Raw genomic sequence first — 23,772 nt, forward strand, 5'->3', positions numbered from 1 at the left:
ACGCCTCCCTCCCGCCACTGCCCCGCGACGAACGCCCCGTTGGCCCGGCCACCGGGACCATGACGCCGGCGGTGACACCGTCATGCTGACTCCGGAGAACCCCTGCGGGCTCGTCATCCTCACTGACCGCCACGGCAACTGCGTCGCCGTCATCGACCCGCTCTCCCACGAGGCGGTCCCCACCCTCAGCGCGCCGGTCCCCCTGGCGGCGCGCGGCGGTCCCGACGGCCTGGTCGTCTGCACCGTGGCCGACGGCGCCGAGCTGCCGCCACCGAGCGGCAGCGGCCCTCTTCTGGGCGCCCTCGCCGAGGTATACAACAGGACGCCCTACGCGCCGAGTTGGGGACGCTCCGACGCCGGCTCGCCCAGCACACTGGCGGAGCGCAACCGGTTCTCCGGGGTCTTCCCCGACCAGGGCTCCTACAGCGGCGGCACCCTGGTGACCATCATCGGGCGCAACTTCACCGGCGCCACGGCCGTGACCTTCGGTTCGCGCCGGGCGGCGAGCTTCACCGTCCTCGACGCCAACACCATCATCGCGGTGACCCCCTCGGGCAACGGATCGGTCCCCGTCACCGTCACCACCCCCGGCGGAACCGCCAGGGTCGGCTCCTTCTTCTACATCCCCTGGCCCAGCCTGACCGGCATCGCGCCGGCCACCGGACCGGTCGGCGGCGGCAACACCGTCCTCCTCACCGGCGCCGGTCTGAGCACCGCGCTGCTGGTCCGCTTCGGCGACGCCGTCGCCTTCCCCACGGCGCTCTCCGACCGGCAGGTCAGCGTCACCGTTCCGCCCGCCGCGGGCCCCGGCACCGTCCCCGTCCAGATCACCACCATCGGCGGAGTGAGCAACCGACTGCTCTACACCTACGCGGTGGTGGCCAACGTCACCGGCATCAGCCCCGACACCGGGCCGATCGCGGGCGGCACCACCGTCGTCCTGACCGGCAGCGGCCTCGCCCGCGTCAGCGGCGTCACCATCGGCGGCGTGCCCGTACGGTCCTTCCGCGCCTACTCCGACAACCTGCTCGTCGTGGTGACCCCCGCGGGCGTCCCCGGCCCCGCCGACATCGTCGTCACCACCCCCGGGGGCAGCGTCACGCTCCCCAACGCCTTCGGCTACAAGGCGCCCTCGACGATGACCGTCAGCTCCGCGCCGGACCCCTCCCTCGTCGGCCAACCCGTCACCTTCACCGCGGAGTTGGCGGGGGTACCGCCCACGACGGGTACGCCGTCCGGCACCGTCGTCTTCGCCTTCGGCGACGGCACGGCCCAGGTGACGGCCACCCTGACGAACGGCACGGCCACCGTCGACCACGCCTACACCGGCCCCTCGGCCACCGGCTACGCCGTCACCGCCACCTACAGCGGCGACGTCCTCTTCATGGCCACCACCGGGACGGACACCCAGACCGTCGAAGCGGCGCCGACCACCACCACGGTGACCCACGGGCCCGACCCGTCCCTGGCCGGGCAGCCGGTCACCCTTGTCGCACGGGTGGCCCCCACCCCGCCGGGCGCCGGAGCGCCGACGGGCACCGTGACGTTCGACTTCGGCGACGGCACCACCCCCCTCACCCTGCCGACGGCGGGCGGCTCCGCGACCGTGGACCACACCTATGCCGCCGCCGAGACGCCGTACACGGTCACCGCCACCTACAGCGGCGACGACAACTTCCTCCCCTCCACGGGGACGGAGAGCCAGACCGTGCAGCAGGCGGCGACGACCACCGTGGTGGGCCTCGCGCCGAACCCCTCCGTGGCCGGCGAGCCGGTGACCGTGACCGCCACGGTCACCGCGGTCCCGCCCGGCGCAGCCGTACCGACGGGAACCGTCACCGTCGACTTCGGCGACGGCAGCGCGCCCGTCACCAGCCCCCTCACCGGCGGCACCGCCACCACCAGCCATGTCTACGCCGGTACGGCGGACAGTCCGTACACGGTCACCGCCACCTACAGCGGCGACGGCAACCTAGAACCCTCCACGGGGACCGGCAGCCAGTCGGTGGGACCGAGCACGTCGTCGACGACGGTGGTCTCCGCGCCGGATGCCTCCAGGGTGGGGGAGTCGGTGACGTTCAGCGCGACGGTCACCGCGCTCGCGCCGGGGGCGGGCACCCCGACCGGTACGGTCGCCTTCGACTTCGGGGACGGCAGCGCGCCCGTCACCACCCCCCTCGCCGGCGGCACCGCCACCACCGGACACGTCTACACCGACGCGGCCGAGACGCCGTACACGGTCACCGCCACGTACAACGGTGACGCGGATTTCACGACCTCCCTCGGTACCGACACCCAGACCGTGCAGCCGGCCGACACCACCACCGACGTGCTCTCCGCGCCCGACCCCTCGACGGTGGGGGAACAGGTGACGTTCAGCGCGACGGTCACCGCGCTCGCGCCGGGGGCGGGCACCCCGACCGGTACGGTCACCTTCGACTTCGGCGACGGCACGCCCCCGGTCACCGCGTCCCTCACCGACGGCACCGCCGAACTCACCCACGCCTACAGCGACGCGGCCGAGACGCCGTACACGGTCACCGCCACGTACAACGGTGACGCGGATTTCACGACCTCGCTCGGCACCGACACCCAGACCGTGCAGCCGGCCGACACCACCACCGAGGTGCTCTCCGCGCCCGACCCCTCCACCGTGGGGCAGTTGACCACCTTCGTCGCGCAGATCTCGCCCGAGGCCCCGGCGTCCGGAGCGCCGACGGGCACCGTGACCTTCGCGTTCGGCGACGGCACCCCGCCCGTCACGGCCCCCGTCGAAGGCGGCACGGCGACGGTCACCCACGCCAATCCGGAGGTGGCGGAGAGCCCGTACACGGTCGCCGCGACCTACAGCGGCGACGACAACTTCAACCCCTCCGCGGGGACCGACAGCCAGTCGGTGGCCCCGGCGGTGCCCATGACGACGGTGGCGTCCTCGCCGGCCCCCTCGGTCACCGGCGAGACGGTCACCTTCACCGCGACCGTCGCCGCCGCACCACCGGCCGCCGGCACCCCGACCGGTACGGTCACCGTCGACTTCGGCGACGGCACCGCCCCCGTCACCGCCCCGCTCACCGACGGCACCGCCGTCCTCACCCACGCCTACACCAGCGCGCCCCTCAGCCCGTTCCCGGTCACCGTGACCTACAGCGGTGACGCCAACTTCACCCAGTCCGTCGGCACGGGCACGCACAGCGTCGAGCAGGCCGCGACCACCACCACGGTCACCGCCGCACCCGACCCGTCCGTGACGGGGGAGTCGGTGACCGTCACCGTGAGCCCCACCGCGCCCGCCTCGGGCACCCCGACCGGGCCGGTCACCTTCGACTTCGGCGACGGATCTCCGGTCCTCACCGCCCAGTTGGTGAACGGCACGGTGACCGTCACCCACCCCTACACCAGCGTCTCCGGCAGCCCCTACACGATCACCGCGGTCTACCTCGGTGACGCCAACTACGCCGCGTCCGAGGACACCGTCGTCCATGCCGTCGCCCCGGCCGAGACCGTCACCGCGGTGACCTCCTCGCGGGTGCCCTCCGCGGTGGGCGAGAGCGTGACACTGATCGCGCGGGTGACTCCGGTGCCGCCGGGCGCCGGCACCCCGACGGGGACGGTCACCGTCGACTTCGGTGACGGCACCGCCCCCGCCACCGCACCGGTCTCGCATGGCGTGGCCACGGTCACGCACCCCTACACCAGCACCGCCGGCAGCCCGTACACCGTCACCGCGGCCTACAGCGGGGACACCGACTTCGCCGCCTCCACCGGGACGTACGCCCAGGGCGTGGAGACCAGTGTCTCGGTCACCTCGACGACGGTGAACTCCGCTCCGGACCCGTCCGTCGTCGGCGACGCGGTGACCGTCACCGCGACCGTGGTGGCCGTGCCACCCGCCTCGGGCACCCCGACCGGCACGGTCACCTTCGACTTCGGTGACGGCACCACGCCCGTCACGGCCCCGCTCACGGGCGGCACGGCGACGGCCACCCACACCTTCACCGCGGCCGCCGATCCCGCCACGATCACCGCGGTCTACGGCGGGGACGGCAACTTCGCGGGCTCGGCCGGCCTCGACACCCAGACGGTCGACCAGGCGGCCACCTCGACGGCGCTGAACTCCGCGCCGGACCCGTCCGTGACCGGCCAGAACGTCACCTTCACCGCGACCGTCACCGCAGTGGACGCGGGCGCCGGCACCCCGACGGGGACGGTCACCTTCGACTTCGGTGACGGCACCCCGACGGTCCGGGCGCCCCTCACCGACGGCACGGCGACCGCCGTGCACGCCTACCCGCACCCCGCCGGCAGCCCCTTCCCGGTCACCGCCGTCTACAACGGTGAGGCGAGCTTCCTGCCGTCCACGGACACCGACACCCAGACCGTGAACCAGGCGACCGTGTCCGTCACCGTCCTGTCGTCGGCGGAGCCCTCCGCCGTCGGCCAGCCGGTGACCCTGACCGCGAACGTCTCGGCGGACGCCCCGGGTGCGGGCACCCCGACCGGCACCGTCACCTTCGACTTCGGCGACGGGACCACACCCGTCACCGCCACCGTCGTGGCCGGCACGGTCACGGTCACCCATGCGTACACCACCACGGCCGGCAGCCCGTACAGCCTCTCGGCCACCTACAGCGGTGACGCGGACTTCAGCCCCGCCACGGGCACCGGCTCCCAGACCCTGTACGCGGCCTCGACCACCACCACGGTGACCTCCGGGCCCGAACCGGCGGTGGTGGGGCAGCCGGTGACCGTGAGCGCGACGGTCGCACCGGTCCCGCCGGGCGCCGGCACCCCGACCGGTACGGTCACCGTCGACTTCGGCGATGCGACCACTCCCGTCACGGCCACTCTGGCCGGCGGAGCCGCCCTGCTCACCCACATCTACACCAGCAGCCTCCACAGCCCGTACACGATCACCGTCACCTACGGCGGCGGCGCCGACTTCACCGACTCGGTGGCCACGACCACCCAGTCCGTGCTGCAGGCCGCGACGACCACCACCGTGACCTCCGCGCCGGACCCGTCCGTGGTCGGCCAGCCGGTCGTCTTCACCGCGGCCGTCGCCGCGGCGGAACCGGGCAGCGGCTCACCGACCGGAACGGTGACCTTCGACTTCGGCGACGGGACCGACCCGGCCGCGGTACCGGTCGTGGCCGGCGTGGCGACGGCCGTGCACGCCTACACCAGCCCGTCCGGCAGCCCCTACACCCCCACCGCCACCTACGGCGGGGACACCGACTTCACCGGGTCCAGCGGCAGCACCACACAGGCCGTCGGCCGGGCCGTGTCCACGCTGGTGGTCACCTCACTGCCCGAACCGGCGGTGTCCGGCCAGCCGGTGACGGTCACCGCGACCCTCTCGGCCGCCGCGCCGGGCAACGGGACCCCGACCGGCACCGTCACCTTCGACTTCGGTGACGGCACGCCGCCCACCACGGTGCCGGTCACGGCCGGCGTGGCCACGGCGACGCACACCTGGTCCGGTGCGTCCGGCAGCCCCTACACGGTCACCGTCGACTACAGCGGGGACGCCAACTTCACGCCCTTCACCGGGACCGGCACCCAGACCGTCGCCCTGGCCGCGACCTCCACCACCGTGAGCGGACTGCTGGAACCCTCGGTCGCCGGCCAACTGGTGGACCTCACCGCGACGGTCTCCGCCGTCGCGCCGGGAGCCGGCACCCCGACCGGCACCGTCACCTTCGACTTCGGCGACGGGACCCCGCCCCTCACCGCACCCGTGACGGACGGCACCGCCACCCTCACCCACGCCTGGACGAGCACCTCCGGCAGCCCGTACACCGTCACGGCCGCCTACAGCGGGGACGCCGACTTCAGCCCCTCCACCGGGACCGGCACCCAGACCGTCGCCCCCGCCACGACCACCACCACCGTCAGCGGACTGCCGGAGCCCTCGGTCACCGGCCAGCCGGTGACCTTCTTCGCGCGGGTGGTGTGCGACGCCCCGGGGGACGGTGTGCCGACCGGCACGGTGACCTTCGACTTCGGTGACGGCACGCCACCCGTCACCGTCTCCGCGGCGGGCGGTGTGGCGAGCGCCGCACACGCCTACACGAGCGCCTCGGGCAGTCCGTACACGGTCCACGCCATCTACAACGGCGACGAGGAGTGCACCGCCTCCGTGGGGACCGCAGACCACGTCGTACAGCGGGCGTTGTCGGCGACCGTGCTCACCCCCCTGCCCGATCCCTCGGTCACCGGGCAGCCGGTGGACGTCACGGCGACGGTCTCCGCGGCCGCGCCCGGCGCGGGCACCCCGACCGGTACGGTCACCTTCGACTTCGGTGACGGCACCCCGCCCGTGACGGCAACCCTGACGGACGGCACCGCCACCCTCACCCACGCCTGGACGACCACCTCCGGCAGCCCGTACGCCCTCACCGCCGACTACAGCGGGGACGAGGCCTTCACCCCCTCCACGGGCACCGGCACCCAGACCGTCACCCCGGCCGCGAGCACCACCGTCGTGACCACCTCGCCCGACCCCTCGGTCACCGGGCAGCCGGTGGACGTCACGGCGACGGTCTCCGCTGCCGCGCCCGGCGCGGGCACCCCGACGGGGACGGTCACCTTCGACTTCGGTGACGGCACCCCCTCCGTCAGCGCCACGGTCTCCGCCGGCGTGGCCACGGTGACGCACATCTGGACCGGGGCCTCACCCGGCCCGTACACCGTCACGGCCGACTACAGCGGGGACACCGACTTCAGCTTCTCCACGGGCACCGACACCCACGCCGTCGGCCCGGCCTCCTCCTCCCTGTCCCTGTTCTCCTCCCCGGACCCCTCCGTGGCCGGGCAGTTGGTCACCTTCACCGCCCGGGTCGCCGCCGTCCCCCCGGGCGCGGGCACCCCGACCGGCACGGTCACCTTCGACTTCGGCGACGGCACCCCGCCCGTCAGCGCTCCGGTCTCCTCCGAGGCGGCGACCGTGACGCACGCCTACACCAGCACGACGGGAAGCCCCTACACGGTCACCGCCACCTACAGCGGTGACGACGACTTCGCCCCCGTCACCCTCACCGGCGTCCACACGGTGGCGGCCAGCGCCGCGACCACGTCGACGACCGTGAGCTCCTCCCCGGACCCCTCGGTGACCGGCCAGCCGGTGACCTTCACCGCGACCGTGGCCCCGACCCCGCCCGGCGCCGGTGTGCCCACCGGAACGGTCGCCTTCACCTTCGGCGACGGGACGGCCGCCATCACAACACCGCTCTCCGGCGGAGTGGCGACCGTGACGCATGCCTACACCACCGCCTCGGGCAGCCCCCACACGGTGACCGCGAACTACAGCGGGGACGTCAACTTCAGCTCCTCCTCGGGCACCGACACCCAGACGGTCGCTCCGGCGACGACACTGACCACGGTGGCCACCGCGCCGGACCCGTCCGTGGTCGGCCAGCCGGTGACCCTCACCGCGACCGTGACACCGGTCGCGCCGGGAGCGGGCGTGCCGACCGGCGCGGTCACGTTCGACTTCGGTGACGACACCCCGTCCACCGTGACCTCGCTCTCCGGCGGCGTGGCCAGGATCACCCACACCTACACGAGCGCGGGCGGGCCCTACCCGGTGACCGCGCACTATGACGGGGACGTCAGCTACTCCGCGTCGAGTGGGAGCGATACGCAGACGGTCGGCAAGGCGGCGACGACGACGGCGGTGGTGTCGTCGCCTGATCCCACGGTGGTGGGTCAGTTGACGACGGTGACGGCGTCGGTGGCGTCGGTGGCGCCGGGGGCGGGTGCGCCGTCGGGGACGGTCACCTTCGACTTCGGGGACGGCACTCCGGCTCTCACGGCACCGGTCATCGACGGTCTGGTGATGGTGACGCACGCGTACCCGAGCACCTCGGGCAGTCCGTTCGCGATCACGGGCACCTACAACGGGGACGCCAACTTCACCGCGTCGAGCGGGAGTGACACACAGACGGTGGGGCGGGCGGCGACGACGGCGGTGGTGTCGTCGCCCGATCCCACGGTGGTGGGTCAGTTGACGACGGTGACGGCGTCGGTGGCGTCGGTGGCGCCGGGGGCGGGTGCGCCGTCGGGGACGGTCACCTTCGACTTCGGGGACGGCACTCCGACCCTCACGGCACCGGTCACCGACGGGCGGGTGATGGTGACGCACTCCTACGGGAACACCACGGGCAGTCCGTTCGTCCTCACCGCCACCTACGACGGCGACGCCAACTTCACCTCGTCGAGCGGCACCGACACCCAGACCGTCGGCAAGGCGGCCACCATGACGACGGTGACCTCCTCGCCCGATCCCACGGTGGTCGGACAGTCCACCACGATCACGGCCTCCGTCACCTCCGTCGCACCCGGTGTCGCGACCCCCACCGGGACGGTCACCTTCAGCTTCGGCGACGGCACCAGCTCCACCACGACCGCGCTCGCCGACGGCACCGCGACCGTCACCCACACCTACGCCACCAGGTCCGGCAGCCCCTTCCCCGTCACGGCGACCTACAACGGGGAGAGCGGCTTCATGTCGTCGAGCGGGAGTGACACGCAGACGGTGGGGCGGGCGGCGACGACGACGGCGGTGGTGTCGTCGCCGGACCCGTCGGTGGCGGGGCAGTCGGTGACGCTGACCGCGACGGTTTCCCCGGTGGCGCCGGGGGCGGGCACTCCCACGGGGACGGTCACCTTCAGCTTCGGGGACGGCACCGGTGCCGCCACCGCGACCCTCTCCGGCGGCACGGCGACCGTGACACATCCGTTCAACAGCACCTCCGGCAGCCCGTACACCGTCACCGCGACCTACAACGGCGACGTCAGCTTCACCTCGTCGAGCGGGAGTGACACGCAGACGGTGGGGCGGGCGGCGACGACGACGGCGGTGGTGTCGTCCCCGGACCCGTCGGTGGCGGGGCAGTCGGTGACGCTGACCGCGACGGTTTCCACGGCGGCGCCGGGTGCCGGTACTCCCACCGGGACGGTCACCTTCACTTTCGGCGACGGGACCGGCGCCGGCACCGCGACCCTCTCCGGCGGCATCGCGACCCTCACCCACACCTATGCCACCAGGGCCGGCAGCCCCTTCCCGATCACGGCCGTCTACAACGGGGACGCCAACTTCTCGGCCTCCACCGGCACCGACACCCAGACCCTCACCAAGACGTCGACCACCACCACGGTGACCTCGACCCCCGACCCCTCGGTGTCCGGCGGGACGGTGACCCTCCGGGCGACCGTCTCCTCCGGCGCCGGAGCGCCGACCGGGACGGTCACCTTCAGCTTCGGGGACGGCACCGCCACCGCCACCGCCAACCTCTCCGGCGGCGTCGCCACCGTCACCCACGCCTACACGACCACCACCGGCAGCCCGTTCACCGTCACGGCCACCTACAGCGGGGACGCCAGCTTCTCCGGCTCCACCGGGACCGACACCCAGACCGTCACCCGGAGCGGGACCACCACCACCGTGGTCTCCGCGCCCAACCCGTCGACGACGGGGGACAGGGTCACGGTCACCGCGACCGTGGTTCCCAACGCCCCCGGAACGGGCACACCCACCGGGACCGTCACCCTCGCCATCTCGGGACGCACCCCGCTGACCGTGCCGCTCGTCGGCGGCACGGCCAGCGCGAGCTTCAACCCGATGCCCAAGGGAAGCCACGCCGTCATCGGCAACTACAACGGCGACGTCAGCTTCGCGCCGTCCGTCGGAACCGGTGTCCAGGTGGTGTCCTGACGGAGCGGTGCCCCGGGTCCCCTGTGCGGGACTCGGGGCACCGCTGTGTCCGGGCCCGGGGCGGGCAGCACCGGACGACCGCCGCAAGGGCTTCCGGGAACCGCCGGCCGTTGGCGCATCCAGGCCTTACCCGGGCCCGGGGAGTGGTGAAGAATCCGGAACCGGCAACAGAGGGCGGCGCCGGGGGAGTTGGGCGGGATCACCCCGCACCCTTGGCACCGTAAGTGCAATGTGAAATATTACTGAAGTGCTGACGAGAAGAACCTCGGATGTCATCGTCGTCGGAGCGGGCGTCGTCGGCGCGGCCTGCGCCTACTACGCGGCCCGTGCCGGACTCACCGTCACCGTGCTCGACCGGGGCCCCGTCGCGGGCGGCACCACGGGCGCCGGTGAGGGCAACCTGCTGGTCTCCGACAAGGAACCCGGACCCGAACTCGCACTCGCCCTGCTGTCCACCGCGTTGTGGCGGGACCTCGCGGAACTGCTCCCGCCACGCATCGAGTACGAGGCCAAGGGCGGCCTCGTGGTCGCCTCCGACGAGCCCGGGATGCACGCCCTGCGCGCCTTCGCCGCCGGACAGGACAAGGCCGGAGTGCGGGCGGAGGAGATCCCCGGGGACCGGCTGCGGGAGCTGGAGCCGCATCTGACTCCCGGTCTGGCAGGGGGCTTTCACTATCCGCAGGACGCCCAGGTGATGCCGGCCCTGGCCGCCGCCCACCTGCTGCGCGCGGGCGGCGACCGGGTCCGCCTGCGGCTCGGCGAGGAGGTCACCGGCCTGCTGACCACGGCCGGCGGCGCGGTGCGGGGGGTGCGTACGGCGGCCGGCGAGGCGTATGCCCCGTACGTGGTCAACGCGGCCGGCACCTGGGGCGGCGAGTTCGCCCGGCTCGCCGGTGTCGGCCTTCCGGTGCTGCCCCGCCGCGGCTTCGTGCTCGTCACGGAACCACTGCCGCGGGTGGTGCGGCGCAAGGTGTACGCGGCCGACTACGTCGCCGACGTCGCCAGCGGCTCGGCGGCGCTGCAGACCTCGGCCGTGGTCGAGGGCACCGCGGCCGGCCCCGTGCTGATCGGCGCCAGCCGGGAACGGGTCGGCTTCGACCGGGTGCTGTCGGCCGAGGCGCTGCGTCGCCTGGCCGCCCAGGCCACCGCGCTGTTCCCGGTCCTGGCCGGGGTCCGCGCGCTGCGGACGTATGCCGGATTCCGCCCCTACTTGCCCGACCATCTGCCGGCCATCGGCCCCGACCGGCGGGTGCCCGGCCTGCTGCACGCCTGCGGCCACGAAGGCGCGGGGATCGGCCTCGCCCCGGCCACCGGGCTGCTCCTCGCCCGGCTCATGACCGGGGAGGAACCACCCCTGGACACGGGCCCGTTCGACCCCGCCCGCTTCGAGACCGCCGTCTGACCCGTCCACCACGAGAGGAGGCCCGCCGTGGCCCGTACCCCCGTCGAACTGGCAGGGGCGCACCCCGCCGCGCCGTTCGAGATCACCCTGGACGGCCGCCCGGTCCCCGCGCTGCCCGGCCAGTCCGTCGCCGCGGCCCTGTGGTCCGCCGGCATCCTCGCCTGGCGCACCACCCGCACCACCGGCCGCCCCAGGGGCGCCTTCTGCGGCATCGGGCAGTGCCACGACTGCCTGGCCACCATCAACGGGGAGCCCAACCGCCGGGCCTGTCTGGTGCCCGCCCGCCCCGGCGACGCGATCCGCACCCAGGAGGGACACGGCCATGCCCGCCTCGGTGTCTGACCCGTACGACCTCGCGGTGATCGGAGCGGGCCCCGCCGGTCTCGCCGGGGCCGTCACGGCTGCCGAACTCGGACTCTCCGTGGCCCTGTTGGACGCCGCACCGCAGACCGGCGGCCAGTTCTACCGGCATCCGGCGCCGGCTCTGGGCGCGGCCCGGCCCGAGGCGCTGCACCACGACTGGCGGGCGTTCACCACGCTCCGGGGGCGCCTGGAGCGCAGCGACGTCCAGCACCTCGCCGGGCACCATGTCTGGGCCGTCACCAAGGAGGACGACGGCCCGTGGGTGGTACACGCCGCCACCGGCGCCGACGGAACCGCGGAACATCCGGCCCGGGTACGGGCCCGCACGGTCCTGCTCGCGACCGGCGCGTACGAACGCCAACTCCCCGTACCCGGCTGGACGTTGCCGGGGGTCCTGGGAGCCGGGGGAGCGCAGGCCATGCTCAAGTCCGGGCTGGTGCTGCCCGGCAGGCGCATCGTCGTCGCGGGCAGCGGCCCCCTGCTGCTCGCGGTCGCCACCTCGCTGGCCGCGGCCGGCGCCCGCATCCCCGCCGTCATCGAGGCATCCGGCTACCGGGGCTACGCACGGCATCCCCGCGCGCTCGCCGCCAACCCGCGCAAACTCGCCGAGGCGACGGTCCACGGGGCCGCTCTGCTGCGGCACCGGATACCCCTGCGCACCCACAGCGCGGTCACCGAGGTGCACGGCACCGACCGGGTCGCCGCCGTCACCGTCACCCGGCTCGACCGCGACTGGCGGCCCGTACCGGGCACCGCCCGGCGGATCACCTGCGACGCGCTCGCGATCGGACACGGCCTCGTCCCGCAGATCGAACTCGCCACCACACTCGGCTGCGCCACCCGCCCCACCACGGACGGCACCACCGCCCTGGCCCTGAACGGCCTGCAGGAGACCTCGGTACGCGGGATCTGGGCGGCAGGGGAGACCGGGGGCGTGGGCGGCGCCCAACTCGCCGTTACGGAAGGCGAGCTGGCCGGAATCGCGGTGGCCGCCCGACTCCACGGATACCGCGCTCCCGCACGGCGCATACGTGAGCTGCGCCGCCGACGGGACCGGATGCGGGCCTTCGCCGAGGCGATGGCCGCTCGTCACGCACCGGCGGCGGGCTGGACGGACTGGCTCACCGACGACACGGAGGTCTGCCGCTGCGAGGAGGTGACCGCCGGCGAGATCCGCGAGGCCGTCACCGGACTCGGCGCCCGCGACGCACGCACCGTCAAACTCCTCACCCGGGCCGGTATGGGCTGGTGCCAGGGGCGGATGTGCGGGACGGCCACCTCCTGCCTCGCGGCAGACGGCGGAGCCGTGCAGCCACCCGCCGAACGCCGCCCGTTCGCGGTCCCCGTCCCGCTCTCGGCGCTCGCCGCGCCCGACGCACCGACCGGGAGCCGGCCGGACACCACCCCGGCCGCCGACGACTGACCCACGCGCCGCCCCTCGTGGGCGCCACACCCCACCGACAGGAATCCACCCGCCACAGAAGGGTTCACCGGCATGACCGCCCACACCTGGAACGCCACCCGCCCCTGGCGCGGCATCATGGTCGCCACCGCACTGCCCCTGCGCGACGACCTGTCCGTCGACCACGACGCCTACGCCCGGCACGTCCGCTGGCTGATCGAGCAGGGCTGCGACGGTGTCGTCCCGAACGGCTCGCTCGGCGAGTACCAGACCCTCACCGACGACGAGCGGGCCCGCGTGGTGCGGACCGCGGTCGAAGCGGCCGGTGACGGCGCGCGGGTCATGCCCGGCGTAGCCGCCTACGGCAGCGCCGAGGCCCGGCGCTGGGCCGAGCAGGCGGGCGAGGCGGGCTGCGGCTCGGTCCTGCTGCTGCCCCCGAACGCCTACCGCGCCGACGAACCGGCCGTCCGCGCCCACTACACCGAGGTCGCCAGGGCGGGGCTGCCCGTCGTCGCGTACAACAACCCCCTCGACACCAAGGTGGACCTGACCCCCGCGCTGCTGGCCCGGCTGCACCAGGAAGCCGGCATCGTCGCGGTCAAGGAGTTCTCCGGCGACGTACGGCGCGCCTACGAGATCGCCGAACTCGCCCCGGAACTCGACCTGTTGATCGGCGCCGACGACGTGCTGCTGGAACTCGCCGTGGCCGGTGCCGTCGGCTGGATCGCCGGCTACCCCAACGCCTTCCCGGCCACCTGCGCCGAGCTCTACCGCGCCGCCGTCGCCGGTGACCTGTCCACCGCGCGGCCGCTCTACCGGTCCCTGCACCCGCTGCTGCGCTGGGACTCGAAGACGGAGTTCGTCCAGTGCATCAAGCTGTCCATGGACCTCGCCGGCCGCCACGGCGGCCCCGCCCGCCCGCCGCGCTCCCCGCTCACCGGGGAGACCGAGGCCGAAGTCCGGGCCGCCACCGAGAAGGCCCTGGCCGCCGGCCACCACTGACCGCGGCCGTCCCGCAGCGAAAGGACCGATGGTGCGTACGCGTCATGTCTTCCACGCCGTCGACTCGCACACCGAGGGCATGCCCACCCGTGTGATCACCGGTGGCGTCGGGGTGATACCCGGAGCCACCATGGCCGAGCGCAGACTCCACTTCATCGACCACCTCGACCACCTCAGGACCCTCCTGATGTACGAGCCGCGCGGGCACTCCGCCATGAGCGGCGCCATCCTCCAGCCGCCCACCCGCGCCGACGCCGACTACGGCGTCCTCTACATCGAGGTATCCGGCCTGCTGCCGATGTGCGGACACGGCACCATCGGGGTGGCCACCGTCCTCGTCGAGTCGGGCATGGTGCCGGTGACCGAACCGGTCACCCCCGTCCGGCTCGACACCCCCGCCGGCCTGGTCGCCGTCGACGTCCACGTCGCGGACGGCGCCGCGACCTCGGTCACCCTCACCAACGTGCCCGCCTTCTGCGCCGGCCTGGACCGCACCGTCGAGGTCCCCGGCTACGGGAAGGTCACCTACGACCTCGCCTTCGGCGGCAACTTCTACGCCTTCGTGGACCTCGACGCACTGGCCCTGCCGTTCGACCGGGCCCGCCAGGACGACCTGCTGGCCGCCGGACTGGCCGTCATGGCGGCGATCAACGCGTCACCGGACCGGCCGGTCCACCCCGAGCGGCCGGAGATCGCCGGGGTCAAACATGTCTACCTGGCCGCTCCCGGCTCGGACGCCCACCACTCGCGGCATGCGATGGCCATCCACCCGGGCTGGTTCGACCGCTCGCCGTGCGGCACCGGCACCTCGGCGCGGATGGCGCAGCTGCACGCCCGCGGTGAACTGCCCCTGGACCGCGACTTCGTCAACGAGTCCTTCATCGGCACCCGCTTCACCGGCCGGCTCGTCGCCGAGACCGAGGTCGGCGGGCTGCCCGCGGTGGTCCCCACCGTCACCGGCCGGGCCTGGATCACCGGCACCGCCCAGTACTTCCTCGACCCGGACGACCCGTTCCCCGCAGGCTTCCTCCTCTGACCACCGCCGTCCCGTCCGCCCGCCGGGTGAAGGGGTCCGCGCCACACGGGAGTTCCGCACCAGGAGCCGCCCGCACGCCCTGCCACCCGCGGAAACAATGTGAAATTGTATGCTGGCGATCCGCTCCGCCATGAAGGGATCACCACCGCTATGGGGCACCTGAAGCACCGCGATCTCAACGCCACCCGGGAGCGGTTGCGCGACCAGGTCGCCCACGCCCTGCGGGCCGCCCTGATCTCCGGTGAGCTGCGGCCGGGCGAGGTGTACTCGGCGCCGGTCCTGGCCGAGGACTTCGGGATCTCGGCCACGCCCGTACGCGAGGCGATGCTCGACCTGGCGCGCGAGGGCCTGGTCGAGCCCGTCCGCAACAAGGGCTTCCGGGTCACCGAGGTCAATGAGCGCGACCTCGACCAGTACACCGAGATCCGCGCACTCATCGAGATCCCCATGATCGGCCGGATCACCCGCACCGCCACCCGCGAGCAACTGGAGGCGCTGCGGCCGGTCGCCGGCGAGATCGTGCGCGCCGCGCGCGACCACGACCTCATCGGCTACCTGGAGGCCGACCGGCAGTTCCACCTCGAACTCCTCGGCCTCAGCGGCAACGAGCGCCTCGTCGAGACCGTCAGCGATCTGCGCAAGCGCTCGCGTCTGTACGGCCTGACCGCCCTCGACGAGCGGGGCGAACTCATCCCCTCGGCCGAGGAACACTTCGCACTCCTCGACCTGATGCTGGCGGGCGACGCGAAGGGCGCCGAGAAGTGCATGGCCAAGCACCTGGGCCATGTCCGCTCACTCTGGGCCAGGAGCGGTACCAAGGAGAAGTCCGGCAAGTAGACGGCCGGGGGGAAGGGGGGCGAAGAACGAGGGGCTGCGGGCAGCACCGCCCCTGTACCCCTTGGACGGCCATCTGCACCGTCGCCGCGCGCACCCCTGACGACTCCGGACCGCCCGTCCAGCGCGCGGACCGCCGCGCTATCGGGGCGGGGGACCGGCCAGCCCGTCCAGGATGGTGTTGTACCGGTCACCGAAGTCGATGCGGGTGATGTCCTCGTAGCGGCAGGACGACGGGTCCACGGCCCAGCGGGCTCGCGGATTGACTTCCAGCAGCCGAAGCCGCTTCTTCCCGAAGCGCACCGGTGCCCCGATGTACACCACGCCGGGGTCCAGATCCTCTTCGAAGACGGCCAGCAGGCGGTAGTGCCTGCCGACCGACTCCGCCAAGGACCGGGCGTCGGTCAGCGCGAGGGCGCCACGCGGCTCGGGCGGAGGCCAGGGACCGTGCCGCTGGAGCCAACGCACCATCAGATCGCGGGCCCCTCGCCGTATGCCTTCACCCGTGCCTCCATGCTCCTCCCGGGCCGGTCCGCGCACCATGGAATTTCGCACCGGCGGCCATGGGGGCGCCCCCCAATGACGTGCACTTGGGTTGTCACAACAACGTGTCTGACAGGGGCTGTTGGTGCCCGGACCGCGACCAGATGCTCAAATGTGGCTCAGAAATGGCCCCGATCTACCTTCCTGCGGGCGGTAGTTCGTACACTCGTAGTGTCGAACACTACGAGCAGGAGGACCGATGAAATCCACTCTCAGTCGCCTGGCCTCCCGCATCATGTCGTTCATGCTGCGCGGGCGCCGGCCTCGACTCGACCACCCCGACGCGCACCGGGCCGCCGGGCCCGACCAGCACGCGGGACTGATCAACCACTACACGCCCTCTGCGGTCCCGACAAGCGGCCTGGGAGTTCGCTGACCACGGGCGCCCGGGGCGGCTCCTGGTAAGGCGCCGCCCCGGACAGCCCATCCGCGGGCGCGCCGGATTGTCGGCGCGCCCGCGTTCGCGTCCACATGCGCGTCGAAGCAGCGTGCTTCCGCGCTCAAGCCTGCGCCCGGGGCTCCGGCCTGCTGGGCTACCGCACCAGGCAACGGTGTCAGGCGCCTTCCCGTTCGTTCGTCTCCTTGCGGGCTGCGGCCCGGGTGCGACGGCGGCCGAGCAGGGCGCATCCCACCGTCACCAGGCCGATGGCGATGACCTTGGAGACTCCGTAGTAGCCGGACGCCGGCTCCTCCGGGGTGCCCGGCAGCCGGAGAAAGAACCACACTGCCCCGACGCCACCGAGAACGATCAGTGCGACAGCCCTCCATGGCCCGAGGTCCTCCCACCAGACTCCCGGGAGGTGACCCCGCTCGTCGTTCTGCTCGATGTCCTTGTCGGCCATGGTCTGTTCTCCTGGGCATGTGGTGACGGTCGTCGCGGGGGAGGAGCCGCGGGCCCGGCGCGCCAGGTTCACCGGCCAACGTTCCCTGCGGAGCCGACATCCTGTCACCCCGCTGGTTGCCGGATGTGAGGTTCGGAGATCGATGGGCCTGGACGCCGCCAGAGCCCATGAGCGTGCTGAGATCTTGGCATCGGACTTGAAGTTGTCGCTGCGGCAGCTTCTACCGTCCTGAACAGGGCCGGAGCGGCCGGCCCGGTGATGTACCTGCGAGGAGGCGGCGATGGCCTGGCCGATTGCGGAGGTCGCCCGGATGTCGGGGGTGACGGCCCGGACACTGCGGCACTACGACGAGATCGGGTTGCTGCCACCGGCCCGGATCGGCACCAACGGCCACCGCTACTACGAGGAGCGCGAGTTGCTGCGGTTGCAGCAGATCCTCGTGCTGCGGGCGCTGGGCCTGGGGCTGCCCGAGATCGGCCGGGTCCTGGCCGAGCAGGTCGACGAGCTGGAGGCCCTGCGCGGCCACCACCGCCGACTGCTCGCCGAACGCGACCGGCTTGACGCCCTGGCCGGCACCGTCTCCCGCACGATCACCCAACTGGAACGGTCCAGGAAGGACGGTAGCCCCATGACCAGCATCAACCGACCGGAGAACCTCTTCGAGGGCGTACAGCCCGCCCAGTACGGGGAGAGCCTGCGTGACTTCCCGGAGCTGGCGGGTGACATCGCGCGGCACGTCTCGACGATGAGCGAGGCGGAGATCGAGGCCGGGCACCGCAAGCGCACGGCGCAGATGATCCGCCTGGCCGAACTGCTGGCCGCCGGGACGCCCACCGACGCCGAACCGGTGCAGGCGGAGATCGATGCCCAGTATCGCGGGCTCGCCGAATTCCGGGAGGTCTCCGCCGAGGAGTATCGCGCGATCGGGCGTTCCTGCGTGGACAACGAGCAGTGGCGCGCGGCATACGAGGCGATCGCGCCGGGCCTGGCCGAGTATCAGCGCGACGCCATCGACGCGTACGCCGGGTCGCGGCTGAGCTGAGGCGCCCCCCGGGCCGCCGCCGCGGCAACGGCCCAGGCGGCGGTCCGTATTGGTGGGGAAGATGCGAGCGGGGACCCTTACGGCTCCCTGCTCGCGCCCAGCACCGGATAGTCGGTGTACCCGGTCTCCCCGCCGACGTACATCATGTGCCGGTCGCGTACCGGATTGAGCGGTGCGCCGATACGCAGCCGTTCGACCAGGTCGGGGTTGGCGAGGAAGGCGCGGCCCAGGGAGATCAGGTCGGCTCCCGAGGCCAGCAGCCGCTCGCCCGCGCGCTTGCCGCCGTCGGCGGGCAGTGGCGTTCCCCGGCCGAGTGCCGGGTTGGCGATCAGCGTGCCCGGCCAGGACGCGCGGATGCGGTGGAAGAGGGGCTGGCCCGGGTCGGCGAACGCCAGGTGCAGATAGGCCAGGCCGGTGGGTGCCAGTGCCTCGATGAGCGTCGGGTAGAGCGCTTCGGTGTCGCCCTCGTCGATGCCGTTGATGGTGTTTCCGGGGGAGATGCGCAGGCCCACCCGGTCGGGCCCGATGGCTTCGGCGACCGCCTGGGTCACCTCGACCGCGAACCGTATGCGGTCGCTCGGCGGACCGCCGTAGCCGTCGGCGCGGTGGTTGGTGTTCCGCGACAGGAACTGGTGCAGGAGATGACCGTTGGCGGCATGCACCTCCACTCCGGAGAACCCGGCGTCGATGGCGTTGCGGGCGGCGGTGGCGAAGTCGGCCACGGTGGAGTGGATGTTATCGAGGCTCATCTCCCTTGGGATGACGGCGTCTTGGCGCCCAGTGGGCGTGTGCAGGGTCTCCGGGAGCGGGACCGGCGAGGGCGCGACCGGCGCCAGGCCGCTGGTGTCGGGATGGCCGACCCGGCCGCCGTGCTGGAGTTGCAGGTACATCCGGCCACCCGCGGCCCGCACCGCCTCGGTGACACGCCGCCAGCCGGCCACCTGCCGCTCGTTGTGGATCGCGGGGATGTGGGGATAGGTCTGCCCCACGGCGTTCGGGGTGGCGGCCTCGGCGATGATCAGCCCCGCGGAGGCGCGTTGTGCGTAGTAGGTGGCCATGATCGGCTGCGGGACGCCGTCGGCGCCGGCGCGGTTGCGGGTCAACGGCGCCATCACCAGGCGGTTGGGCAGCCGCAGGGCGCCGAGGCGGGCAGGTTCGAAGAGGCGGGAGACCGCCGGTGGGTGCGTCATGCCGGTACGGTAGAAGTTGACATCAGTGTCAGATTCAAGTCCGGTGGCGGTACCCGGGGGTGGGGAATGCGGATCGGTGAACTGGCCCGGCGCAGCGGCGTGAGCGAGCGTTCTCTGCGCTATTACGAGACACACGGGCTGCTGACCGCCGAGCGCACTCCCGGTGGCCATCGCCACTACGGCGAGTGGGCGGTGGACCGGGTCATCCGCATCCAGGCGCTCTACGCCGCGGGGCTGAACAGCGCCAAGATCGCGCAGCTGCTGCCGTGCATGAGGGACGCGGACGGCGGCCCGTCCGCCCTCGCCACCCCGCGATTGCTCACCGAACTCACCGCGGAACGCGACCGCATCGACCGAACGATCGCCGACCTGCTCCGCTCCCGCGACGTCCTGGACGAAGCCATCACGACGGCCGCGGGCCGTCCCGCCGCCCCGCCCGCCGCCGTTCCCGCAGGCTCCCGCACCGACACCCCAGGGGCACAGGGCGGACGGCCGTCTGATCAGACCGAGGTCAGACACACTCCCTGAGAGAACCGCAACAGGAGAGCGAGCCTGGCGTCACCCCGAGACGGAACCGGTCGCGGGCACCCTCCGGACCTACAGGGCGGCCGGGTTCCTGGCGAACGCGGCCAGGTTGCGCGGGCACCGCATGCGTTCGCTGTGGTCCGGGCCGTGCTGCGCCTCGTCCTCCGCGTACTCCGTGGGGTCCCAGTCGTCCGCTTCCTGGAGTTCGTACATGAGGGCCATGAGATCGTCCCCGATCTGGAACGGGCCGTCGTCCCACGGATGCGCGTCATGTGTGCAGCCGTCCTCGCGCTGCTGGAAGGCGGTGTGCGCCGCCGTCAGCGCGTTCTCCGCACGGCGGACGAGGTCCGGGCGCTCGTCACACCACTCCATCCACGGGCCCACGGCAGCGACACCGAGTATCCAGTAGGCGGTGGCGTCACTGTCCAGGTCGGTCTCCAGCTGGCTGATGGAGAGTTCGACGGTCGCCCACGGGTCCCCGGTCGGGTAGCCGCCGATGACGTTCTCGATGTGGCTGGTGAACTCGGTGAGGTCTTTCCATGATCCAAACACGTGGTGACTGACGAGGGGGACCCCGGGAAGGTTCCCTCAGCCAGCCGCTCGCTCAGCCGGCGGCGCTCTGCTTACCGCGGCACCGCTCACCCAGCCGTGCCCCCGGTTAGGCTCCGCCCCTGGCCGCCTTCAGATTGGCCTTCTTCATCTTGTTGCCGCAGGTGGCCATGGAGCACCACCGCCGCCGTCGGCCGCGACTGGTGTCCACGAACAGCCCCCCGCAGGTGCTCTGCTCACAGCGCTTGATCTCGCCGTCGTGGTGGCCGCCGAGGGTCGCGACGGCGTCCAGGGCGACGACGGCGAGCGCGGCCCGCGCGGGGTCGGACTCCGGCAGCTGCCACCTGGCCTGCCCGCCGGTGAGGACGAGCCGTGCCCGGTGACGCGCGCTCCAGCGGTTGAGCAGCTCCTCATCGGCGGGTTCCGGCACGCTGCCGGAGGCGAGGGCGGTGCCGGCCCGGTGGATCGCCTCGCGCAGGGCGCGCGCGTCCCGGAGGAGGGTGTCGGAGACCGGCATATCCGCCGCACCGCCCAGCCCGTTGGCGGTCAGCCAGGCCCGCAGTCGCTCGGGGGTGCCGATCCGTTCCACCGGCTCGGTACGCCGTTCCCCGAGCGTGGCGACGAAGCGGAACGCGAGGATCTCGTTACCGAGGCGGAAACCCTCCGAGCCGCGGGGCCCGGCGGCAGAGGCGGGAGTGGCGCCGACAGTGGATGAACCGGTCATGGTGGTTCAGCGTAGACGCTCCACCTCCGGGATTCCACCGCTTGCCGTCGCACTTGACGCGCCCTGCTTGAACCATCTTAATGGGTTCATGCGAACCGTTTAAAACGGTTCGCTGGTGAGTGAAGGGCGTGCCGCCCCGCCACTCGCGCCGCTCCACCGACCCCCACCCCACCGCAAGGAGAACGCGCATGACCGAGACAACCGTCCGGCCCGTCCGGCCGCTCACCGGTTTCGGCACCGTGAGCGGCGTCCCCCGGCTCCCGGAAGGCTTCACGGACCTCTTCGACAGCACCCTCGTCCGCGTCGGAGAGGTGGAGCTGCACACCGTCCAGGGCGGCGCCGGGCGGCCCCTCCTCCTCGTCGGCGGCTGGCCGCAGAACTGGTACGCATGGCGCCTGGTCATGCCGCGCCTGGCCGAGCACTTCCGCGTGATCGCGGTCGATCCCCGCGGAGTCGGACCGTCCGACAAACCCCGCGGCGGATACGACACCGGCACCGTCGCGGCCGAACTCGTCGCCCTCATGCGGGCGCTCGGCCACGAACGCTTCGCCATGGTGGGACACGACGTCGGCATGTGGATCGGCTACGCCCTCGCCGCGGACCATCGCGACGCGCTCGAACGCCTCGCCCTGCTCGACGCCACCCTCCCCGGCCTCGCGCCCGACATCCCGCTCTTCGGTACCGAGGCACAGAACGACCTGCTGTGGCACTTCGCCTTCAACCGCAAGCGGTCCGTCAACGAAGAGCTCGTCCGGGGCCGTGAGCACGTCTACTACGGCGACCAGTTCCGCCAGAAAACCGCACGTCCGCTGCCGCCCTCCGCCGTCGACTTCTACGTCGAAAGCCTCGCCCGCGACCCCGAAGCCCTCCGCGCCAGCTTCGAGTACTACCGGGCCACCGACGACAACATCGCCCAGAACCGTCGACGGGGACGCCATCCGCTGACCCTGCCCGTCCTGAGTGTCGCCGGCGACCGGGGGCAGGGTGAGCGCCTCGCCGCCCTCCTCGCCCCCGTGACCGAACGGCTCGACAGCGCCGTCCTGCCCGACTGCGGCCACTACGTTCCCGAGGAGCAGCCCGACGCCCTCCTGGCACACCTCCTGCCCTTCCTGCACGACTGACGCCCCTTCGCCGGACCGGGCACGACTCACCCGACCGGACGACTGCGCCGCCCGGCCGAAGCACTCACCGGGCGCCGCGCGCCCCGGCAGGCGAGGCTGCACTGTGGAGGTGGGTCATGGAGCAGCTGACAGCGGATGTGTGCGTCGTGGGCGCCGGATTCGCGGGACTGGCGGCCGCACGGCAGCTGGCCGAGGCCGGGCGTTCGGTCGTCGTACTCGAAGCCAGGGACCGGGTGGGCGGGCGCGTCTGGAACCGGGAGCTGCCCGACGGCACCGTGGTCTCCGCGGGTGGCACCTGGCTGGGCAAGGGGCAGGACCGGATGTTCCAGCTCTGCCGCGAGCTGGGGCTGGCGGTCTACCCGCAGTACGACGACGGCGATCACCTGCTGCGCCTCGACGGCCGCAACCACCGTCACCGCGGCATCCCCAAGGCCGGACCGGCGGCACTCGCCACCCTGGGAATGGCTTTCCTCCGCCTGAACCTGATGGCACGGCGACTCCCGCTGGACGCCCCCTGGGAGGCGCGGCGCGCACGGGCCTGGGATGCCCGCACGCTGGGGCAGTGGCTCTCCCGTCCGCTCAACGTGCCCTCGTCCACCGCCCACACCCTCCTCAAGTCGACGATGAACCTGCTGTTCTGCGCCGACCCGGCGGAAGTCTCCCTCCTGGGCGCGTTCGTTCTGGCGCGCGGCGGCGGAGGAAGTGGCATCGGTTACTACACCGACAGCCGGAAGACGGAATCCCACCTCGTGGACGGCGGAGCCCCCGAACTGGCCCGGCGGATGGCCGCGCGCCTCGGCACGGCGGTACACCTGTCCAGCCCGGCCCGCCGGATCGTCCGGAACACCACCGATGTGGAGGTCAGGTCCGATGCGCTCGCCGTACGGGCACGACGGGTCATCGTGGCCACCCCACCCGTGCTCGCCGGCCGCATCGCCTTCGATCCGCCGCTGCCCGCCGCCCACAGCCATCTGCGGCAACGCGTGGTACCCGGGGCGATCATCCGGGTGCACACGCAGTACCCGGAGCCTTTCTGGCGGGGCCAGCGGCTGTCGGGCCAGACACTGGCGCCCGGGTCGCCCGTCCCGATCACCATCGACCAGACCCCGCGCTCGGGCGAACCGGGCGTGCTGAGCAGCTACGCCTTCGGGGCCGGGGCCGTACGGCTGGGCCGCCTGCATCCCAAGGAGCGGCGGGAGCTCTGGCTGGACGCGCTCGCCGAGCGCTTCGGCCCGGAGGCGCGCCACCCCACCGCATACCTGGAGACCGACTGGTCCGAACAACCCTGGTCACTGGGCGGGATGGTGGCCCACTTCCCGCCGGGCGCGCTGACCAACTACGGCAGTGCGCTGCGCGAGCCCGTGGGCCGCATCCACTGGGCGGGCACGGAGTCGGCGACCCTGATGCACGGCCTGATGGAGGGCGCGGTGCGCTCCGGCGAACGAGCCGCCCGTGAGGTCATGGCCGTCAGCTGAATCGCGG

17 protein-coding genes are annotated in these 23,772 nt (G+C 72.8%); 12 read left to right on the forward strand and 5 right to left on the reverse strand.

Going from position 1 to position 23,772, the window contains the following annotated elements; all coding sequences use genetic code 11:
- Positions 1 to 82 precede the first annotated feature (82 nt).
- The 7 genes from ACWC9R_RS15080 (at position 83) to ACWC9R_RS15110 (ending at position 15,757) form a co-directional block, all read left to right on the forward strand.
- Positions 83 to 9,715 carry an Ig-like domain repeat protein gene (locus ACWC9R_RS15080; protein ID WP_450731775.1) on the forward strand — a complete coding sequence of 3,211 codons (9,633 nt, stop codon included), beginning with the start codon at positions 83 to 85 and terminating at the stop codon, positions 9,713 to 9,715.
- 247 nt (positions 9,716 to 9,962) lie between these two features.
- Complete coding sequence (locus tag ACWC9R_RS15085; RefSeq protein ID WP_450731776.1) at positions 9,963 to 11,117, forward strand: NAD(P)/FAD-dependent oxidoreductase; 1,155 nt, start codon at positions 9,963 to 9,965, stop codon at positions 11,115 to 11,117.
- Between the two features lie 27 nt (positions 11,118 to 11,144).
- Positions 11,145 to 11,459 carry a (2Fe-2S)-binding protein gene (locus tag ACWC9R_RS15090; protein ID WP_450731777.1) on the forward strand — a complete coding sequence of 105 codons (315 nt, stop codon included), beginning with the start codon at positions 11,145 to 11,147 and terminating at the stop codon, positions 11,457 to 11,459.
- Positions 11,440 to 12,903, forward strand: coding sequence for an FAD-dependent oxidoreductase (locus ACWC9R_RS15095; RefSeq protein WP_450731779.1), 1,464 nt, complete (start codon positions 11,440 to 11,442; stop codon positions 12,901 to 12,903). The genes ACWC9R_RS15090 and ACWC9R_RS15095 overlap by 20 nt, the downstream gene beginning before the upstream one ends.
- Before the next feature lie 72 nt (positions 12,904 to 12,975).
- Positions 12,976 to 13,884, forward strand: coding sequence for a dihydrodipicolinate synthase family protein (locus ACWC9R_RS15100; protein WP_450731781.1), 909 nt, complete (start codon positions 12,976 to 12,978; stop codon positions 13,882 to 13,884).
- 31 nt (positions 13,885 to 13,915) lie between these two features.
- Positions 13,916 to 14,920 (forward strand): proline racemase family protein, encoded by a 1,005-nt coding sequence (locus ACWC9R_RS15105; protein ID WP_450731875.1) that lies wholly within the window; start codon positions 13,916 to 13,918, stop codon positions 14,918 to 14,920.
- Positions 14,921 to 15,070: 150 nt separating this feature from the next.
- Positions 15,071 to 15,757 carry a GntR family transcriptional regulator gene (locus tag ACWC9R_RS15110; RefSeq protein WP_450731783.1) on the forward strand — a complete coding sequence of 229 codons (687 nt, stop codon included), beginning with the start codon at positions 15,071 to 15,073 and terminating at the stop codon, positions 15,755 to 15,757.
- A gap of 138 nt (positions 15,758 to 15,895) precedes the next feature.
- On the opposite strand, the gene ACWC9R_RS15115 is transcribed toward ACWC9R_RS15110, so the two are convergent.
- Positions 15,896 to 16,225, reverse strand: coding sequence for a hypothetical protein (locus tag ACWC9R_RS15115; RefSeq protein ID WP_450731785.1), 330 nt, complete (start codon positions 16,223 to 16,225; stop codon positions 15,896 to 15,898).
- A gap of 271 nt (positions 16,226 to 16,496) precedes the next feature.
- Between ACWC9R_RS15115 and ACWC9R_RS15120 the strand changes: the two genes are divergently transcribed.
- Positions 16,497 to 16,673 carry a hypothetical protein gene (locus ACWC9R_RS15120; protein WP_450731787.1) on the forward strand — a complete coding sequence of 59 codons (177 nt, stop codon included), beginning with the start codon at positions 16,497 to 16,499 and terminating at the stop codon, positions 16,671 to 16,673.
- Between the two features lie 178 nt (positions 16,674 to 16,851).
- Here ACWC9R_RS15120 and ACWC9R_RS15125 read toward each other — a convergent pair whose 3' ends face one another.
- On the reverse strand, positions 16,852 to 17,139 hold the full coding sequence (locus tag ACWC9R_RS15125) for a hypothetical protein (RefSeq protein WP_450731789.1): 288 nt from the start codon (positions 17,137 to 17,139) through the stop codon (positions 16,852 to 16,854).
- Between the two features lie 280 nt (positions 17,140 to 17,419).
- On the opposite strand from ACWC9R_RS15125, the gene ACWC9R_RS15130 reads away from it, so the two are divergent.
- Positions 17,420 to 18,181 carry a MerR family transcriptional regulator gene (locus ACWC9R_RS15130; RefSeq protein WP_450731791.1) on the forward strand — a complete coding sequence of 254 codons (762 nt, stop codon included), beginning with the start codon at positions 17,420 to 17,422 and terminating at the stop codon, positions 18,179 to 18,181.
- Between the two features lie 77 nt (positions 18,182 to 18,258).
- On the opposite strand, the gene ACWC9R_RS15135 is transcribed toward ACWC9R_RS15130, so the two are convergent.
- Complete coding sequence (locus ACWC9R_RS15135; RefSeq protein ID WP_450731793.1) at positions 18,259 to 19,371, reverse strand: alkene reductase; 1,113 nt, start codon at positions 19,369 to 19,371, stop codon at positions 18,259 to 18,261.
- Positions 19,372 to 19,437: 66 nt separating this feature from the next.
- On the opposite strand from ACWC9R_RS15135, the gene ACWC9R_RS15140 reads away from it, so the two are divergent.
- Positions 19,438 to 19,899 carry a MerR family transcriptional regulator gene (locus tag ACWC9R_RS15140; protein WP_450731795.1) on the forward strand — a complete coding sequence of 154 codons (462 nt, stop codon included), beginning with the start codon at positions 19,438 to 19,440 and terminating at the stop codon, positions 19,897 to 19,899.
- 69 nt (positions 19,900 to 19,968) lie between these two features.
- On the opposite strand, the gene ACWC9R_RS15145 is transcribed toward ACWC9R_RS15140, so the two are convergent.
- Positions 19,969 to 20,448 (reverse strand): hypothetical protein, encoded by a 480-nt coding sequence (locus tag ACWC9R_RS15145; protein ID WP_450731796.1) that lies wholly within the window; start codon positions 20,446 to 20,448, stop codon positions 19,969 to 19,971.
- Between the two features lie 106 nt (positions 20,449 to 20,554).
- Positions 20,555 to 21,169, reverse strand: a complete 615-nt coding sequence (locus ACWC9R_RS15150) for a CGNR zinc finger domain-containing protein (RefSeq protein WP_450731798.1) — start codon at positions 21,167 to 21,169, stop codon at positions 20,555 to 20,557.
- Positions 21,170 to 21,357: 188 nt separating this feature from the next.
- Between ACWC9R_RS15150 and ACWC9R_RS15155 the strand changes: the two genes are divergently transcribed.
- Together ACWC9R_RS15155 and ACWC9R_RS15160 are read left to right on the forward strand one after the other, a co-directional pair.
- Positions 21,358 to 22,290 (forward strand): alpha/beta fold hydrolase, encoded by a 933-nt coding sequence (locus ACWC9R_RS15155; RefSeq protein ID WP_450731800.1) that lies wholly within the window; start codon positions 21,358 to 21,360, stop codon positions 22,288 to 22,290.
- 116 nt (positions 22,291 to 22,406) lie between these two features.
- Complete coding sequence (locus ACWC9R_RS15160) at positions 22,407 to 23,765, forward strand: flavin monoamine oxidase family protein (RefSeq protein WP_450731802.1); 1,359 nt, start codon at positions 22,407 to 22,409, stop codon at positions 23,763 to 23,765.
- The last annotated feature ends 7 nt before the right edge of the window (positions 23,766 to 23,772 follow it).

Source organism: Streptomyces sp. NPDC001219, assembly GCF_053597915.1.